Here is a 15,536-nt window from a genome sequence, read left to right as displayed (position 1 = left end):
GTACGGGGGACGAGGCGATGGGCGGGACGGGTGGGATCAGCGAGATGACAGGGATCACCGGGGCACCGGGGCGGACGGACAGCGAGGCACTGGCAGCGCTGCACCGGGTCTTCGGGTACGAGGCCTTCCGGGGCGAGCAGGAAGCGGTCATCGAGCATGTGGTGGCCGGAGGGGACGCGGTCGTCCTCATGCCGACCGGCGGCGGCAAGTCGCTCTGCTACCAGATCCCGGCCCTGGTCAGACCCGGTACGGGAGTGGTCGTCTCCCCGCTGATCGCGCTCATGCAGGACCAGGTGGACGCGCTCCGGGCGCTCGGCGTGCGCGCCGGGTTCATGAACTCCACGCAGGACTTCGGCGAGCGGCGCATGGTCGAGGCCGAGTTCATCGCGGGCGAGCTGGACCTGCTGTACCTGGCGCCGGAGCGGCTGCGCCTGGACTCCACGCTCGATCTGCTCTCCCGCGGCAAGATCTCGGTCTTCGCCATCGACGAGGCGCACTGCGTGTCCCAGTGGGGCCACGACTTCCGCCCGGACTACCTGTCCCTCTCCCTGCTCGGAGAGCGCTGGCCGGACGTCCCCCGCATCGCGCTCACGGCCACGGCCACCCGCGCCACGCACGAGGAGCTCACCCAGCGGCTGAACATGCCGGCCGCCCGGCACTTCGTGGCGAGCTTCGACCGGCCCAACATCCAGTACCGGATCGTGCCGAAGGCCGACCCCAAGAAACAGCTGCTGAGCTTTCTGCGCGAGGAGCACGCGGGCGACGCGGGCATCGTGTACTGCCTCTCGCGCAACTCGGTCGAGAAGACCGCCGAGTTCCTCTCCCGTAACGGCGTCGAGGCGGTCCCGTACCACGCGGGCCTGGACGCGGGCACCCGTGCGGCGCACCAGTCCCGGTTCCTGCGCGAGGAAGGCCTGGTGGTCTGCGCGACCATCGCCTTCGGCATGGGCATCGACAAGCCGGACGTCCGTTTCGTCGCCCACCTCGACCTGCCCAAGTCGATCGAGGGCTACTACCAGGAGACGGGCCGCGCCGGCCGTGACGGCCTTCCGTCGACCGCCTGGATGGCCTACGGCCTCAACGACGTCATACAGCAGCGCAAGCTGATCCAGTCCGGCGAGGGCGACGAGGCGTTCCGCCGCCGGGCCGGCGCCCACCTGGACTCGATGCTCGCGCTGTGCGAGACCGCCCGGTGCCGTCGCGGCCAGCTCCTCGCCTACTTCGGCCAGGAGCCGGACCCGGCGGGCTGCGGCAACTGCGACACCTGCCTCACCCCGCCGGAGACCTGGGACGGCACGATCGCCGCCCAGAAGGTGCTGTCGACGGTGGTGCGGCTCCAGCGGGAGCGCGGACAGAAGTTCGGCGCGGTGCAGATCGTCGACATCCTGCTGGGCAAGCGCACGGGCAAGGTCATCCAGTTCGACCACGACCAGCTGTCCGTCTTCGGCATCGGCCAGGACCTCGCCGAGGGCGAATGGCGGGGTGTCGTCCGGCAGCTGCTGGCACAGGGACTGCTCGCGGTCGAGGGTGAGTACGGCACTCTGGTGCTGACCGAGGCCAGTGGCACGGTGCTGCGGCGCGAGCGGGAGGTGCCGCTGCGCAAGGAGCCGAAGAAGCCGGTGACACCGAAGGCGTCGGGCTCGTCGGGGGCGTCCTCCTCCGGCAAGGCCAAGCCCAAGGCTGCTGCCGCCGAACTGCCCGAGCAGCTGCTGCCCGCCTTCGAGGCCCTGCGCGCCTGGCGCGCCGAGCAGGCCCGCGAGCAGGGCGTCCCGGCGTACGTCATCTTCCACGACGCCACCCTCAGGGAGATCGTCACCATGTGGCCCACGTCGGTGCGGCAGTTGGGCGGCATCAACGGGGTCGGCGAGAAGAAACTCGCGACCTACGGCGAGGGCGTCGTCGCGGCACTGGCGGAACTGGGCGGTGCGCCGGGCTCGACTCCGGAGGCCGGCGCTGAGCCCGGCGCTGAGGGCCGGCCCGCCGCCGAGGACGACCACTGGCCGGAGATGGACGCGGAGCCGGAGCCGGACGACTGGATATAGCCGACCGCGACGCCGGTCCTGAACGGGCCGGCCTGCGGTGGCGCCCACGGGCCAGGAGGGCAGTGGCCCTCCACGGGTCACGGGGGCGGTGGCCCCCACGGGGGCACGGGGCGGTGGCCCCCATGGTCACGTGGGCGGTGGCCCCCATGGTCACGTGGGCGGTGGCAGTCTCACAACGCCCGTGCCGCGTACGCCCGGACGTCCGCGTCCGAGTCCGATGTGGCCGTGGCCAGGGCCGCTTGGGCGTCCTCGGTGTGGCGGTGGTGGGTCAGGGACAGGACGGTGGCCTTGCGTACGTCGGCGTTCGGGTCTCCGAGGGCCTTGGCCAGGGCGGGCACCGCCACCTGGGGCGCGGCTGCGGACAGGGCCGTCGCGGCGCCGGACCTCACCTGCCAGGCCGGGTCGGCCAGGGCGGCCACGGCCCGGGCGGCCGGCGCGGCCGGGCAGCCGGTGGTGCTCAGCGCGGCGTAGGCGGCGCCCCGGACCAGGGCGTCGGTGTCCTCGGTGAGCCGGTCCAGGGTGCTGGTGAGCAGCTCGTGGGCCACCGCCGGGAGGGAGGTCGTGCCCACCCCCGCCAGCGCCTTGGCCACCGTGACGCGGACCTCCCGGGAAGGGTCGTCCGCGGCCCGGGCCAGCGGGGCGACCGCGTCCACCGAGACCAGGGCGCGGACGGCCTCGATGCGGACGGCGACGTCCGGGTCGTCCAGGGCGCCGGCGAACAGCTCGGCGTCGCCCAGCCGCAGTGCCCGCAGCACATCGAGGGCGGCGGCGCGGACCACGGGGTCGGGCTCGTCGAGCGCGCCGGTGAGGGCGTCGCGCAGGGTCGGCTCGGGCGGGAGCGTCTCGACCAGCTCGCGCAGTGAGGCGGCTGCGGCGGCGCGGACCTCGCCGTCGGCGTCACCCAGGGCACCGGCCAGCGCCTGCCCCGTGCCGGGCGGCGCGGTCTCGGTGAGGACCGAGACGGCCGTCCGCCGCACGGCGGGATCGCTGTCGGTCAAGTAGGGCTCCAAGGCGCCCAGTTCGGGCTCCTCGTCGGCCAGCGCCAGCAGGCCGAGGAGCCGGGGTGAGGCCGCTCCGTGCGGGTCGCCGCGGTCCACGGACTCGGCGGCCCGGGCGGACGTCGGCCCTGCCGCCACCGGGGCCACGTCCCGGGAGCCGGCCGTGGCCACCTGCTCGGCGTGCACCTCGCCGAGCCACCGGGAGGGGCCACCGACCGGAGTGAACCCGTCGACCGGAACCAGATAGGGGGCCACGGGCCGGGCCGTGAACTCCATCGCACCAGAGGGGGACTTGTGCAGATCGAGATGGTGGAACCAGGAGGCGTCGTCGCGCTCCGGATGGTCGAGGCGGTCGTGGTAGAGGCCCCAGCGGGACTCCGTGCGGGCCAGGGAGGCACGCGCGGCCATCTCCGCGCAGTCGCGGATGAACGTGACCTCGGCGCAGCGCATCAGTTCGTGCGGGGTGCGCGCGCCCATCTCCGCGATGTCGTCGTGCATCCGCTCGAACGCCTCCAGGGCCAGCGACAGCCGCGCGCCCGACTTCGGTGGGGCCACGTAGTCGTTCACGAAGCGGCGCAGCTTGTACTCGACCTGGGGCTGCGGCGGGCCGTCCGGGTGGCGCAGCGGGCGGTAGACCAGCTCGTGCGCCTCCCGCAGCTGCTCGGCGGGCAACTCCCCTTCGTAGGGCGTGTACCGGGCCGCGTCGGCGCCGGCGAGCTCTCCGAAGACGAACGCGCCGATCATGTAGTTGTGCGGGACGCAGGCCAGGTCCCCGGCGGCGTACAGCCGGGGGACGGTCGTACGGGCGTGGTCGTCGACCCGTACGCCCGAGGCCGAATGGCCGCCGCACAGGCCGATCTCGGAGATGTGCATCTCGATGTCGTGGGTGCGGTAGTCGTGGCCCCGGCCGGAGTGGAAGGTCCCGCGTGTCGGACGCTCCGTGGAGTGCAGGATCGACTCCAGGGCGGAGATCGACTCCGCCGGGAGGTGGCTCAGCTTCAGGTACACCGGGCCGCGGTCGCTCGCGACCTCCGCCGCGAACTCGGCCATCATCTGGCCCGACCAGTAGTCGGAGTCGACGAAGCGTTCGCCGTGCCGGTTGACCTGGTAGCCGCCGAAGGGGTTGGCGACGTAGGCGCAGGCGGGACCGTTGTAGTCCTTGATCAGCGGGTTGATCTGGAAGCACTCGATGCCGGTGAGCTCGGCGCCCGCGTGGTAGGCCATGGCGTAGCCGTCGCCCGCGTTGGTGGGGTTCTCGTAGGTGCCGTAGAGGTAGCCGGAGGCGGGCAGGCCGAGGCGGCCGCAGGCGCCGGTCGCGAGGATCACCGCGCCCGCGCGGACGGTGACGAACGCGCCGGTACGCGTGTTGAAGCCGACCGCCCCCACGGCCCGCCCCTCCGCGGTGAGCACCCGCACCGGCATCACCCGGTTCTCGATACGGATCCGCTCCCGCATCTCGCGCCGCCGCAGCTGCCGGTAGAGGACCTTCTTGACGTCCTTGCCCTCCGGCATCGGCAGCACATAGGAGCCGGAGCGGTGGACCTGGCGGACCGCGTACTCGCCGTGCTCGTCCTTCTCGAACTTCACGCCGTAGGACTCCAGCCGCTGCACCATGGCGAAGCCGCGGGTCGCGGTCTGGCGGACGGTGGACTGGTCGACGATGCCGTCGTTGGCCCGCGTGATCTCGGCGACGTAGTCGTCGGGCTCGGCACGGCCGGGGATGACCGCGTTGTTGACGCCGTCCATGCCCATGGCCAGCGCGCCGGAGTGGCGGACGTGGGCCTTCTCCAGGAGCAGGACGTCCGCGCCGTGCTCGGCGGCGGTCAGGGCGGCCATGGTGCCGGCGGTGCCGCCGCCGATGACGAGGACGTCGCAGGTCAGCTCTTCGGCGTCGGTGAGCGCGGGGATCTGCAGAGGGGTGTCCACCGGGGTGCCTTTCGGATGCTTCAGAGGCTTCGGATGCGTCGGTTGCTCGGCGCGGATCAGATGCTCGGCGCGGGGCAGGTGCTCGGCGCCGGGCGGGTGCTCAGGGAGGATCAGTCGCTCGGCGAGGAGAGGACCTCGCGGCGCAGTGCCACGCGCGCCGGATCGTCGTGGTTGGCGCGGTCCCGCGGGCGTGGCACGTCCCGTACGGAGAGGAGGCGGCCCGCGCCGAGGAGGGCCACGCGGTCGCCGAGGAACAGGGCCTCGTCCACGTCGTGGGTGACGAAGACGACGGTCGCGCCCGTGCCGTGCAGCACCTCCACCAGCAGGTCCTGCATGCCGGCGCGGGTCTGGGCGTCGAGCGCGCCGAACGGTTCGTCCATGAGGACGGCGCGGGGCGCACCCGCCAGCGCGCGGGCCAACTGCGCACGCTGGCGCTGTCCGCCGGAGACGCGGTGCGGCAACTGGCGGGTGTGTTCGGCGAGTCCCACCCGGGTCAGCCAGGACGCGGCCTGCGCACGGCGCTCGGCGCGCGGCACGCCACGGATGGCCAGCGGGAGTTCGACGTTGGCGCGCAGGGTGCGCCAGGGCAGCAGGGCGTCCTCCTGGAAGACCAGCGCCCGGTCCGCGGCGGGGCCGGTCAGCGGGCGCGCGTCCTGGGTGACCTGGCCGCCGAGCGGGGACAGCAGCCCGGCCAGGGTGCGCAGCAGCGTCGACTTGCCGCAGCCGGACGGGCCCACGACGGTGAGGATCTCGCCGGGGGCGATGTCGAGGTCGACGCCGTCCAGGACGGGCGCGCCGGGCCGGCCGAGGGTGACGTCGCGCAGGGCGAGTGCCGCCCCGGCGCGGGAGACCGGGCGGGAGACGGGGCGGACGTCAGACGAGCTGGTCATGGGGTACGTCCTTCTCGGTCCGGGACCCGGTGGGTACGGGGGTGACGGTGCCGCGCGGCTGCCGCGGGGGCCGGATCCCGGGCACGTACGAGGTGCGGGGGAGCCAGCGGGTGAGGCGGCGGCCGAGGAGTTCCACGGCCGTGGAGGTGAGCCAGCCGAGCACGCCGATCGTGACCATGCCGACGAACACGCCCGGGTAGTTGACGATCGTGTAGTCCTGCCAGGTGCGGTAGCCGACGCCGTACTGGCCGGAGATCATCTCGGCGGAGATCACACAGATCCACGACACGCCGATGCCGACGGACAGGCCGCCGAAGATGCCGGGCAGCGCGCCCGGCAGGACGACCGAGCCGAGGATGCGCCACCGGCCGCCGCCCATGGTGCGCACCGCCTCCTCCCAGACCGGGGTCAGCGCGCGGACCGCGTGCCGGGTGGAGACCAGCACGGGGAAGAAGGCGGCGGTGAAGGTGATGAAGACGATGCCCTGTTCGTTGGAGGGGAAGAGGAGGATCGCGACGGGGACGAGCGCGATGGCGGGGATGGGCCGGACGACCTCGAGGAGCGGGCCGAGCAGGTCCTCGGCGAGCCGCGAGCGCGCCACGAGCACGCCGGTGGCCACACCGAGGACGGCGGCCAGCAGGAAGCCGGTGAGGATACGGGTGAGGCTGTCGGTGAGGTCGGTCCAGTAGTCGGCGCCGGTCAGCCGGTCGGCGAAGGCGTGGGCGACGTCGGTGACGGTCGGGAACTGCGAGAAGCGCAGCCAGAGGTCGACGTCCAGGCTGGTCAGCAGCTGCCACAGGCCGAGGGCGGCCGCCACCGAGGCCGCCCGCAGCACATACCGGGTCACGACGCCTGCCCCAGCGCGTCGGCGTACGGGACGACACGGGCACCGTCGTGGGCGTCGACGTAGGCCTGCGCGGTCGCCGGTGCGACGAACGGCAGCAGATCCTTGCCGTCGGCCACCCAGACCGCCTTGTCGGCGAACCAGAGGGTGCCGGTGGTGGCGTCGGGGACATAGGCGGCGCGGATGCCGTCCCTGTGTCCGGCGACGTACGCCAGCAGCTCGGCGGGCGTCTTGAAGGTCTGGGTCGCCTCGGCGCCCTTGGGCCACACCTCGCTCGCGGCCGCCGGGGGCTTCGCGGCGAGCTGCTCGGCGTACGACGAGCCGAGCGCCTTCTTCGCGTACCGGTCGTCGACGAAGGAGTCCACGTCGACGTCCCCGGTCAGCTTCGCCGCCTTCAGGACGGACACGTCCTCCTTCAGCGCGGACACCAGCTCCGGCTTGACGGCCGGGTCGAAGGTGGAGATGCCGTGGGTGCCGTTGTAGAGGTAGACGACCTCGGCGGGCAGTCCGGTGGCCTTCGCGACGCTCTCGGCGGCGGCGACGGGGTGCTCGTTGAGGTACGTGGTGGCCTCCGCCTGGGACTTGAGGAACGCCTCCAGGACGGCCGGGCGCTTCTTCGCGAAGTCCTCGCGGGCGGTGACGCCGTGGAAGGTGGGCAGGTCCAGCTGGGCGCCGTCGTACAGGGCCTTCGCCTTGCCCTGGTAGGCGAGCAGGCCCGGCCAGGCCACGAACTGCGAGAGGGCGTCCGCGCTGCCCGCGGAGAGGGCGGACGCACCCACCGCCGGCTGCTGGTTGAGCTTCTCGATGCCCTTGTTCGGGTCGATTCCGGCCCGTACGAGGGTGCCGTCGGCGGCGGAGCCCACGCTGGTGGAGACCTTCTTGCCCTTGAGGTCCGCGAGGGAGGTCAGCTTGGAGTCGGGCGCGGTGACGATGGTGTTGAGGCCGCCGCGGAGGTTGTAGCCGGTGACCGAGACCAGATGGGTGGGCTTGCCGAGCTGCTTGCCGCGGGCCGCGTTGATGAGGAGCGGGAAGTCGCCCATCGAGCCGATGTCGATCTTCCCGGCGGTCATCTGGGCGGTGATGGGGGCGCCGGTGGCGTAGTCCTGCCAGTCGACCTTGTACGTGTGGCCGTCGTGGAGGGCGTTGAGCTGCTTCTCGAAGTAGCCGAGGGACCGCAGCAGGGTGCCGGCGGTGACGGTGTTGATCGTCTTCGACTGGTAGCCGACGGTGACGGTGACCGTGGAGCCGTCACCGGCCTCGGCGCTGCCGCCGCAGGCGGTGAGCGGGAGGAGAAGGAGGGCGGCCGACGCGGCCGGCGCTGTGGACTTCATGGGAGTTCGGGCCTTTCACCGGAGGAGGTAGGGCATGTTGACCGTGACGGCTCCGGTGGGACAGCGGGCCGCGCACGGGCCGCAGTACCAGCACTCGTCGACGTGCATGTACGCCTTGCCGCTGCTCTCGTCGATGGCGAGGGAGTCCAGCGGGCACATGTCCACACAGAGCGTGCAGCCGTCGATGCACTTCGACTCGTCGATGGTCACGGGCACATCGGCCCGCTGGGGCGCCAAGGGCATGGCTGTCTCCAGATAAGTACCGAGATTTTCTGAGAAATCCGGCGCGGCAGTGAACCGGTGAGGGCGTGCCGAACGATGAAGGGGTAAGGGCGCGGAGAGGACAGGAAGGGGAGTCAGAGGGAGCGGTGCAGCAGGCCGCTCATCGCGATGCGGTCGCCGCGGAAGCGGATGAACTCCATGTCGACCGGCCGGCCGTCGGCGAGGTGCGTGAGGCGTTCCAGCATCAGGACGGCGGCGCCGCGCGGAGCCTCCAGTACGGCGGCGGAGTTGGCGTCGGCGTTCACCGCCTCCAGGGTGATCTCGGCGTGGCCGAGACGCTGGCCGGTGATGGCTTCCAGGAGGCGGAAGACGTCGGTGTTCTCCAGGTCGGCGCCGAGCAGGGCGGTGCCGATGTCGAGCGGGATGTAGGTGAGGTCGAGGGAGAGGGGGAGGCCGTTGAGGCGGCGCAGGCGTTCGATGTACAGCACATCGGCGCCCGGGGACACCCGGAGGCGGTCGGCGACCGGGGCGGGCGCGGGGACGGGGCCCATGGTGCGGACCTCGTTGGTGACGCGACCGTGTTCGTGCAGGGTTTCCGCGAGACCCATCAGCCGGTCCAGGCCGTGCGGGTACTTCTCGGCGACGACGACCGTGCCCACGCCGGGGAGGCGCTCGACCAGGCCTTCGGCGCGCAGCAGGTCGAGCGCCTGGCGCACGGTGTTGCGGGAGGCCTGGTACTCGGTGGCGAGGGTCGACTCGTGAGGGAGCGTGCCCGCCGGGAAGCCGCCGGTCAGCAGCTGGCGGCGGAGCAGATCGGCGAGCTGCCGCGCCTGGTCGGCACGCAGCCGGCGCCGCGCGCGGTGGGCGGCGACGGTGGTCGCGCCTTGTCCGGCGTGGTCGCGGACGCGGTCGTTGGGCGGCATGGACGGACCATACCTATCCGGTAGGGATAGTGGTGTTGCGGAAGTGTTGCGCCAGTCTTCAAGGCGTCAGATGGCGCGCTGACCTGGTGTTTCTCTGGGGGAGCGGCAAGATCTGCCACTGCCGCGCCCGGGTCACGCCAGGGCGTTGAGGCCCGGCGCGAAGGCGATCAGCAGGGGCAGCAGGGGCACCAGCCCCGCCACGGCCGTCGTCAGCGCGCGGTGTCTGCGGCCGAGCCGGGGCGGCGGCTCCAGGAGCCGGTCGACGCGTTCGCCGAGGAGGCGGTTGCTGGAGGCGCAGGACAGGACGCCTCGGTGCTGGTTCAGCTCGATCAGGGCCAGGGCGGTGGTCAGGTGACCGCAGCGACGGGAGGCGGTGTCGTCGGCGGCGAGTTCGACCAGGCGGTGCGTCTGGTCGCAGAAATGGGAGAAGAGCGGAATGCGGGGGAATCCGGTGGCCAGGGCGGTCGAGAGGTGCAGCAGCCAGTCGTGGTGGGCGCGGGCGTGGCCGCGCTCGTGGGTGAGGACGGCGTCCAACTGGTGGGAGGTGAGGCGGTGCAGGGCGCCGGTGGTGACGATCAGCTGGGGTGGGTTGCCGGGCATCCACCAGGCGTCGGGGTACTCGTCCTCCAGCACCAGCAGCGGGCCGCGGGCGGACGGCAGGCCCGCGGGCAGGTCGGGGGCGCGTTCCCGCAGGTGGGCGCGGGCCTGGCCGCGGCGTCGGCGCGCCTCGACGAGTTCACGGGCCAGCATCGCGGTGGTCCAGGCGGCCCCGCAGGCCAGCAGCAGGGTGAGCGCCGCCGCCCAGGGCGGCGCGGCGGAGAGGTCGTACGCCTCGGTCACCCCGGGCGGCGCGGGGGCGAAGACCTGGGCGCGGACTGTGTGGAAGACGGCCGCGGCGCCGAGCACCAGCGCCGACAGACAGCACAGCAGGACCGTGGCGACCAGGCACTGCCACACCCACAGCGCCACCACCGGCTCCCGCTCGGGCCACTCGGCCCGGGTCAGCGCACGCGGGGCCGGCACGGCGGCCGTCAGCGCGACGGCGCTCAACAGGACCAGGCAGACGGTCATGCCATCGGTCATGCCATGGGCTCCGGATCCTGGTCGGCGAGGACGGGCGGGGGACGCAACGGGTCGCGTGGGGCCCGGCTCCGCGGGCGGAGGTTCGGCCGGTGGTGCGACGGACGTGCGGCGGGCCCGGCACGAGGACCGTGCCCGCCGCCAGTATGACGGCGGTGACCGCCGGAGTCAGCCTGTCGGGAGCAGGCCGTCACCCCGCCACGATCCGCCCGCTCACCTCCCCCAGGCCCACCCGGAGGCCGCCCGGGCCCGGAGCCCACGCCGACAGGGTCACCTCGTCGCCGTCCTCCAGGAAGGTGCGCTTGCCTTCGGGGAGTTCCAGGGCGTCGCGGCCGTTCCAGGTCAGTTCCAGCAGGGAGCCGCGCTGCTGCTCGGCCGGGCCGCTGACCGTGCCCGAGCCGTACAGGTCGCCGGTGCGCAGGGAGGCGCCGTTCACCGTCATGTGGGCGAGCTGCTGGGCGGCGGTCCAGTACATGGTGGAGAAGGGGGGTTCGGACACGACGTGGCCGTTGATCGCGATCGAGATGCGCAGGTCGTAGCCGGCGGGTTCCCGGTCCGCGTCGTCCAGGTAGGGCAGCAGGGGGTGCGTGCGCCGCGGCGGGGCCACGCGCGCCTCCTCCAGCGCCTCCAGCGGGGTGATCCAGGCCGACACCGAGGTGGCGAAGGACTTGCCGAGGAACGGGCCGAGGGGGACGTACTCCCAGGCCTGGAGGTCCCGGGCGGACCAGTCGTTGAGCAGGCAGAGGCCGAACACATGGTCCCGGAAGGCGCCCGCGTCCACCGGCTCTCCCATCACCGACGGCACGCCCACCACGAAGCCGACCTCGGCCTCGATGTCGAGGCGGACGGACGGGCCGAACACCGGTGCGGGATCGGCGGGGCCCTTGCGCTGGCCCGACGGGCGCACGACGTCCGTGCCGGAGACGACCACCGTGCCCGACCGGCCGTGGTAACCGATCGGCAGGTGCTTCCAGTTCGGGGTGAGGGAGTCCGCCGCGTCGGGGCGGAAGATCTGTCCGACGTTCCGTGCGTGGTTCTCGGAGGCGTAGAAGTCGACGTAGTCCGCGACCTCGAAGGGCAGGTGCAGGGTCACCGCGGAGAGAGGGTGGAAGAGCGGTTCGAGGGCGGCGCGGTGCGCCGGGCCGGTGACCCCCTCCGTCAGGGTGCGCCGGACCTCCGACCAGGTGGTGGGGCCCGCCGCCAACAGAGGGTTCAGGGTCGGTCGGGCGAGCAGGGGGGCGTGCGGCGAGCCGAGCGCGCGGGCCGCCGCGCCCGCGTCCAGGACGTGGTCGCCGAGCCGCACACCGACGGTCCGTTCCGCCGAGCCGGAGAGGGAGAACACGCCGTAGGGAAGGTTGTGCGGACCGAAGGGGTCGCCCTCGGGGAAGTCGAAGGGGGGCATCGGGTACTGCCTCTCTTTCGTGCTCGCCATGTCGTGCTCGCGTGGGCTCCGCGGGTGCGGGGAGCCGCGCCACACGTTACGGCCGACCTCGGCCGGGAGGCATGGGGCGAGACCCGCGGGGCCCCCGACGGAAGCTCTCCGCTTCCGCTTGCTTACTGGAAGTCGCCCCCGGGCGGGTCCGCAATCTTGACGGAGCGGTGCGAAAGGGGACACTCTGAGCGGGTGCTGGAAGGCCTCGGGGAGGGGGCTTTCCCACGGCACACCTGGGGGGCGGATGGCCAAAGGGGAGGCCGGCCTCGGGTCGGCGCGGCATGGTTCACGGCCGAAGCGGCTGGAGGAGACCATGCGCGGCAGACTCGGCCGGGAATGCGTGTATGTACCGTCGTGCAGATTCGGGCTGTTCGTGGCCTTGCGTCACTGGTGCCCGCCCGGCGGCAGGGTGCTGATGTCGCCGGTCAACGACGACGTCATCTTCTTCGTGGTGCTCGCGGCCGGGCTGAGGCCCGTGCAGGCGCCGTTGAACCCGCTGGACGCGTCGATCGACGTCGACGCCGTGCCCGACGAGGTGTGGGGCTCGCTGTCCGCCGTGCTCACGACGAATCTGTACGGCAACCCGGACGACGCGCCGACGCTGCGGGAGAAGTGCGACGCGCTGGGCATCCCGTTGTTCGAGGACGGGGCCCACGCGATCGGCAGCGCGGTGGGCGGAAGACCGGTCGGGGCCTGGGGGGACGCCTCCGTTTTCAGCCTTTCCAAGCACGTCGGCGCCAAGGCCGGGGGTTTCCTGTCCTTCGCCGACCCGGGGCTGCGCGACGCACTGGAGAAGACCTGCGAGGACCTGCTGCTGCCCAGCAGGCTCACGGCGGAACTCGCCTACACGGCCCGGCCGTACGCGGAGGCCACCGTGCGCGGGCTCAGGCTGCGGCGGGCGGCCTGGGCCACCATGCGGCTGCTCGGGCTGATGGAGCGCGAGGAGATCCGGATGCCGCTGCGTCCACAGGAGCTGGCCCGGGCCGTGGCCGCGGCGCCGGACCTGGGCGCGCACGACTCCTGGGTGCGGGTCGACATGCACGACTACCGGTTGCGGTCCGGTCCGCTGCGGCTGGGGCGCATCGGGCGCAGGCTGGACCGCCTGGACGGGGTGCTGGCCGCGTACCGGGCCGGTACGGAGCTGCTGCTGTCCACGCCGTGGGCGAGACCGCACAGCAAGGCCGGACCGGTCCTCGCCCAACCCCTCTTCCGGGTGCCCCTGTTCGTGGCCGACCGGGACGCCGCGAGGGCGGCGCTCGCGCGGCGGGGCATCGTCGTCGGATACCTGTACGACCCGCCGCTGGACGACTACGCGGGGGACGGGTTCACCGACCCGTCGCCCGACCCGGCCGGGGCCCGCTGGTTCGCGCGGCACGCGCTGCCCGTGGACCCGCTGCGGGCCCGGCGGATCATCGAGGCGCTGGACGACGCCAAGGTGCGGCCGGCCGAGGTACCGGGAGGGCTGGGACCGACCCGTGGCTGAGACGCAGGCCGAGATCCAGGTGCCCGAGCGCCCGGCACCGCCCGCCGGAAAGGAGACGAACCGGCCGGCCCCGGCCGACGGCGGCCACGGCAGCGACTCGCTGTTCAAGAACGCCTACTTCCTGATGCTCAGCACCGGCGTCTCCGCGGTGCTGGGCCTGGGCTTCTGGCTGGTAGCCGCCCGCTACTACTCGGAGGAGGCCGTCGGCCAGGGCTCGGCGGCGATCGCCGCGATGCGGCTGCTCGCCAGCATCACGGCGACCACGATGATCGGCGCCGTCGTCCGCTTCGTCCCGCGCGCGGGACGGGCGACCGGATCGCTGGTGTGGCGGGCGTACGCGGCGAGTTCGGTGGTCGTCGCCATCGCCGCCGCCGGCTTCCTGTTCACACTCGACCTGTGGGGGGCGTCCTACGCGCCCCTGGGCACGCCGGCGGCGGGCGCGGCGTTCGTCGTCGCGTGCGTGGCGTGGGCGCTGCTCACCCTCCAGGACGGGGTGCTCACCGGACTGCGCAGGTCGGGCTGGGTGCCGGTCGGCAACGCGGTGTTCTCGGTCGGCAAGCTGATCCTGCTGGTCGTCTTCGCGACCGCACTGCCGGTGCTGGGCATCTTCGTGTCCTGGGCGGCGGCGATCGCGTTCTCCACGCTGCCGCTGGGGTGGCTGATCTTCCGCAGGCTCATCCCGCGACAGGCCGCCGCCGACCGCGACCTGGAGCCACCGAAACTGCGGGAGATGGGCCGCTTCCTGGCCGGGGACTCACTGGGCGCGCTGTTCAGCCTGGCGATGATCAACCTGCTGCCGGTGATGGTCGCGATCCGCTTCAGCGCGGCGGAGAACGGCTACTTCTACGTCGCGTACACCGTCGGCGGCACGATGGAGTTCATGGCCATCAACATGGCCTCCTCCCTCACCGCCCACGCCTCGCACGACCCGCGTCAGCTCGCCGACGGCGTCCGCGGGGCGCTGCGCCGGATGACCCTGCTGCTGGTGCCGGTCGTGCTGGTGCTGGTGGTGTTCGCCCCGCAGATCCTCACGCCGTTCCACGAGGACTACGCCGAGCACGGCACCACCGTGCTGCGGCTGCTGGCAGCCGGGGCGCTGCCCCGGGTCGTGGTCGAGCTGTACATCGGGGTGCTGCGGGTGCAGGGCCGCACCGGGGTGCTCGCCGCGCTCCAGGGCGCGATGTGCACGCTGGTGCTGGGCAGCGCGGCCGTGCTGTTCGCGCCGACCGGGATCGCGGGTGCCGGCTGGGCGGTGCTGATCAGCATGACGCTGATCGCCGCAGTCTCGGTCGTGGGCCTGCGTGCCGCGCTGCGCCGGGGCGACAGCCTGCCCGCCGGCCGGTCCTCCGCCGCCCCGGCCGCCCAGGGCACCCGCCTGGCGCGGCTGAACGCCACCGCCGGCTACGGCACGACCTGGGCGCTCCGGGCGGCGTACGAGCGGGAGAGTGTCGACGAGGACACGGTCACCCTGTTCATCGGGCGTCCCGGATACGAACGGGAGGCGCTGCAGGCGGACACCCTGGCGCTGATCGCGCGGCCGCAGCCGTCCGGCGCGGGACAGGGCGGCGCGGAGAGCGAGCAGAGGGCGCCCCGGCGGGGCGGGAGGGACAGGTCGGGGGCGGCCGGGCCCCGGGAGCGGTGGATCTCAGGCGCCCTGTGGGGGCTGCTCGGCGTGGCCACCGCGGTCTTCTGGACGGCACTGCACGGACTGCCCTGGCTCGACGGACCCTACGAGGACGTACTGACCGGGCGTCACATGCTGGCGGCGCTGCCGCCCGCGGCGCTCGTGGCGGGCGGGGTGCTGCTCGTGGTGTTCGTCGGCTCGGTGACGCTGCGTGCCGCGCGCGATGTGCGGCTGCCGGGAGCGGCGCTGGCGTCCGTGCTGCTCGCCCTGCACGCCGTCCCCGTGGCCTTCGGCTGGGAGCCGCAGCCGGTCGGCGAGGAGGTGTACACGCGGGCGGCCGGTTTCCTCGCGGAAGGGCTGGGGCCGGCCGAGCCCGAACTGCTGCTGCGGTGGGTGCCGTCGGTCGCGCATCTGCTCTGTCTCGTACCGCTGTGGCTGCTGCTCGCGCGCGTGGGCGGGCGGTTGACGTGGCCGGGGCGCTGGGGAGTGCTGTATCTCCTCGCGCTGGGCGGCTGGGTGTGGCGGCAGGAACTCGCGCCGGTGTGCCTGCCCCTGCTCGCCGTCCTCGTCCTCGCCGTCGTGTTCCTGTCGTTGCACGGGAGAGCCGTGCGGGCCCGCCACCCCTGAACCGTCAGAGCCGTGCGGGCCCGCCACCCCTGAACCGTCGGCGTACGCCGGGCCCGCCACCCCTGAACCGTCGGCGTACGCCGGGCCCGCCACCCCTGACAGCCGCTCCTGACA

Annotated in this window: 11 protein-coding genes; 3 read left to right on the top strand and 8 right to left on the bottom strand. The window is 73.1% G+C overall.

Annotated features, from left to right (window positions below; translation table 11 throughout):
* The first annotated feature begins 17 nt into the window (after positions 1–17).
* Positions 18–2,042, top strand: coding sequence for a DNA helicase RecQ (gene recQ, locus ACIRF9_RS43510; RefSeq protein ID WP_403834606.1), 2,025 nt, complete (start codon positions 18–20; stop codon positions 2,040–2,042).
* 170 nt (positions 2,043–2,212) lie between these two features.
* Here the strand turns inward: recQ and ACIRF9_RS43505 are convergent, their stop codons facing one another.
* From ACIRF9_RS43505 to fahA, 8 genes are all read right to left on the bottom strand, one after another.
* On the bottom strand, positions 2,213–4,966 hold the full coding sequence (locus tag ACIRF9_RS43505; protein WP_403834459.1) for a fumarate reductase/succinate dehydrogenase flavoprotein subunit: 2,754 nt from the start codon (positions 4,964–4,966) through the stop codon (positions 2,213–2,215).
* Positions 4,967–5,076: 110 nt separating this feature from the next.
* Positions 5,077–5,856: an ABC transporter ATP-binding protein gene (locus tag ACIRF9_RS43500; protein ID WP_403834456.1), complete on the bottom strand. Its 780-nt coding sequence runs from the start codon at positions 5,854–5,856 to the stop codon at positions 5,077–5,079.
* Complete coding sequence (locus tag ACIRF9_RS43495) at positions 5,840–6,703, bottom strand: ABC transporter permease (RefSeq protein WP_403834454.1); 864 nt, start codon at positions 6,701–6,703, stop codon at positions 5,840–5,842. The genes ACIRF9_RS43500 and ACIRF9_RS43495 overlap by 17 nt, the downstream gene beginning before the upstream one ends.
* Entirely contained in the window at positions 6,700–8,031 is a 1,332-nt protein-coding gene (locus ACIRF9_RS43490) for an ABC transporter substrate-binding protein (RefSeq protein WP_403834452.1), read from the bottom strand. Before ACIRF9_RS43490 ends, ACIRF9_RS43495 begins: the two co-directional genes overlap by 4 nt.
* A 15-nt stretch (positions 8,032–8,046) precedes the next feature.
* Positions 8,047–8,274, bottom strand: coding sequence for a ferredoxin family protein (locus tag ACIRF9_RS43485; protein WP_030347217.1), 228 nt, complete (start codon positions 8,272–8,274; stop codon positions 8,047–8,049).
* Positions 8,275–8,387: 113 nt separating this feature from the next.
* Positions 8,388–9,176 carry a GntR family transcriptional regulator gene (locus ACIRF9_RS43480; RefSeq protein WP_403834449.1) on the bottom strand — a complete coding sequence of 263 codons (789 nt, stop codon included), beginning with the start codon at positions 9,174–9,176 and terminating at the stop codon, positions 8,388–8,390.
* A 132-nt stretch (positions 9,177–9,308) separates the two neighbouring features.
* The gene (locus tag ACIRF9_RS43475) at positions 9,309–10,247 is read right to left on the bottom strand and encodes a M56 family metallopeptidase (protein ID WP_403834603.1); all 939 of its coding nucleotides are present in this window, start codon (positions 10,245–10,247) and stop codon (positions 9,309–9,311) included.
* Between the two features lie 199 nt (positions 10,248–10,446).
* Complete coding sequence (fahA, locus tag ACIRF9_RS43470) at positions 10,447–11,658, bottom strand: fumarylacetoacetase (protein ID WP_403834600.1); 1,212 nt, start codon at positions 11,656–11,658, stop codon at positions 10,447–10,449.
* 274 nt (positions 11,659–11,932) lie between these two features.
* Here fahA and ACIRF9_RS43465 point away from each other — a divergent pair, with 274 nt between their 5' ends.
* Both ACIRF9_RS43465 and ACIRF9_RS43460 read left to right on the top strand, forming a co-directional pair.
* Positions 11,933–13,171 (top strand): DegT/DnrJ/EryC1/StrS family aminotransferase, encoded by a 1,239-nt coding sequence (locus ACIRF9_RS43465; protein ID WP_403834446.1) that lies wholly within the window; start codon positions 11,933–11,935, stop codon positions 13,169–13,171.
* Positions 13,172–13,295: 124 nt separating this feature from the next.
* The gene (locus tag ACIRF9_RS43460) at positions 13,296–15,422 is read left to right on the top strand and encodes a lipopolysaccharide biosynthesis protein (RefSeq protein ID WP_403834597.1); all 2,127 of its coding nucleotides are present in this window, start codon (positions 13,296–13,298) and stop codon (positions 15,420–15,422) included.
* Positions 15,423–15,536 lie beyond the last annotated feature (114 nt).

Source organism: Streptomyces sp. NPDC096132 (assembly GCF_044763345.1).
Classification (GTDB): domain Bacteria; phylum Actinomycetota; class Actinomycetes; order Streptomycetales; family Streptomycetaceae; genus Streptomyces.
Note: the sequence above shows the minus strand (reverse complement) of the source record. Positions and strands in the feature narration are given on the sequence as shown.